Consider the following 1,864-nt stretch of genomic DNA (forward strand, 5'->3'; position numbering starts at 1 on the left):
GCAATTTAAACTATTCTAAAAGTAATATAGAGGGTATAATTTGACTTTAAAACAGAAAACTTATCTAGAAGCTAGATAAGGAGGTATATTATATGTCTAAAATTTTTATTTAGGACACTTGTGAATTTAATATTAACAATTCTAACAGACTTTAAACTTCAATAAAATGAATCATACACCACCTATTTTTATTGATGAAGGAAGCCATACCATTGCTTTTTTCGCACTTGATAATCCCCAGACATTGGTGATTTTTATACATGGTTTTAATGGTAGATCAATTAATACTTGGGGAGAATTTCCAGATTTCATACGTCTAAATAATGATTTCAAAAATGCTGATATTCTATTTATGGATATGATAGCCTTAAAAATCCCGCTGCCCAAAGTTCTCAAAATTTATATAATTCGCTGAGCAATTTGACAGAAAATTCCACCAATGCATGGGGTATTGAAAGAGCATTTATAAATGAATCGTTTAAATACGAGCAAATTGTGCTCGTCGCTCATTCTTTGGGTGCATTAGTTCTGCGCAAAGCGTTATTATTAGCCAAACGGGATCACAAAGAATGGTTAGATTCCTGCAAAATGATTCTTTTCGCTCCTGCCCATCATGGCTTTAAAATGAGAAACCTTATTTTTGAAAGTTTATCGTCTATTGAAACGATATTGTCGGGATTAGGACTTATATCCTTTCCAGTTTTAGAGAACTTAAAACCAAATTCATTTATTATTCAAAACCTGCTACATGATTCAATGCAGCTACTGGATAAAAAACAAGGAAACTTTACGATAGCTGACCAAATCATTTGGTCCAAGGAAGAAGAAATCGTTAGAAACGAACACTTTGGACAAGATTCTATTCCATTATTAGTGGAAAACAAAGCTCATCATGCCATATGCAAACCTGATAGCCAATATTTAATACCTTATCATTTAGTTGTCAAATCATTATATGCATAGTTATGAAAGCACAATCCCTAAACTTAGATATTTTATTAAAACAATATCGTAATCAATCAAAAGCAGAGAAAGGATTTGAAATAATAGCTGAATTATTGGAAGACAATGATTCAAGCAAGTTAGATAACTTACTACGAAACCATCACGTAGAATCTGTTTCTGATTCGAATGAAATAGAAGCACGAGAAAATATTAATGAATTAATAGACTTTTATAGTTTATTACAGGTTGCACTCTTTTCAGATTATATAAGCGCACCGCTGTCTCCTAAAATTACAGAAGAAATTGATTTCATCTTAAATTCAAAACCTCTGCAAAAATATTATACAGAAAACTATCCATCTGTATTACCACAATTGATCCTTAAGCAGATAAAAGTGGATGAATATTTCAAAAATAACATCAATATCCAAGGTAAAGTAATTTTTGATAGATTCTTAATTCTAAATCAATTCTCAAAACGAGATGATGACATACAATTATTACTTTGGATGTACAATAGTGGCTCTATAGGACGATATACTGTGGAAGATTTCCATCAATTGCTTAAATCAAAACACAATTTTAGAGTGGATAATAATCAAAATTCAATTACATTAAATAAAATTTTATGGGGATTAACAAAATTCACGCATTTTATAAATTATTATGCGCAGCTACTACGTGATTGCCAATTCAATCCAATTTTGCAGTCTGCGATCTGGCATTATCACAGTAATTGGTTTAACTCACAGAATAGCAAAATAGGTTATAATCTGAATATTACTCTACAGATAGTGAACTACCCATTTGCTAAAGACAAATGGGCTTCGGGCTTCACAGACTTGTGCTTTGTTGCCAAAGTCTTATTTGAGTCTCCGCCCGTGTAATCGCCAGTTCCTGACGATATTATTTTTAATCC

General features: G+C 31.6%; 3 protein-coding genes. All 3 read left to right on the plus strand.

The window, feature by feature from the left end; all coding sequences use genetic code 11:
• Window positions 1–166 precede the first annotated feature (166 nt).
• The 3 genes from H8B04_RS16795 to H8B04_RS16805 are packed head-to-tail and all read left to right on the plus strand — an operon-like array spanning window position 167 to window position 1,832.
• A complete protein-coding gene (locus tag H8B04_RS16795; protein WP_190303062.1) occupies window positions 167–415 on the plus strand; it encodes a hypothetical protein in 249 nt (82 codons plus the stop codon).
• A 5-nt stretch (window positions 416–420) separates the two neighbouring features.
• Window positions 421–963, plus strand: a complete 543-nt coding sequence (locus H8B04_RS16800) for a lipase family protein (protein ID WP_190303063.1) — start codon at window positions 421–423, stop codon at window positions 961–963.
• 2 nt (window positions 964–965) lie between these two features.
• Window positions 966–1,832, plus strand: a complete 867-nt coding sequence (locus H8B04_RS16805; RefSeq protein WP_190303064.1) for a hypothetical protein — start codon at window positions 966–968, stop codon at window positions 1,830–1,832.
• Window positions 1,833–1,864 lie beyond the last annotated feature (32 nt).

The sequence above is a fragment of the Sphingobacterium litopenaei genome (assembly GCF_014692495.1).
Lineage (GTDB): Bacteria > Bacteroidota > Bacteroidia > Sphingobacteriales > Sphingobacteriaceae > Sphingobacterium > Sphingobacterium litopenaei.

What these genes read in the sequence shown, in the direction of transcription:
- H8B04_RS16795 (WP_190303062.1), top strand. Translation starts at nt 167, where the DNA reads ATGAATCATACACCACCTATTTTTATTGATGAAGGAAGCCATACCATT.
- H8B04_RS16805 (WP_190303064.1), top strand. Translation starts at nt 966, where the DNA reads ATGAAAGCACAATCCCTAAACTTAGATATTTTATTAAAACAATATCGT.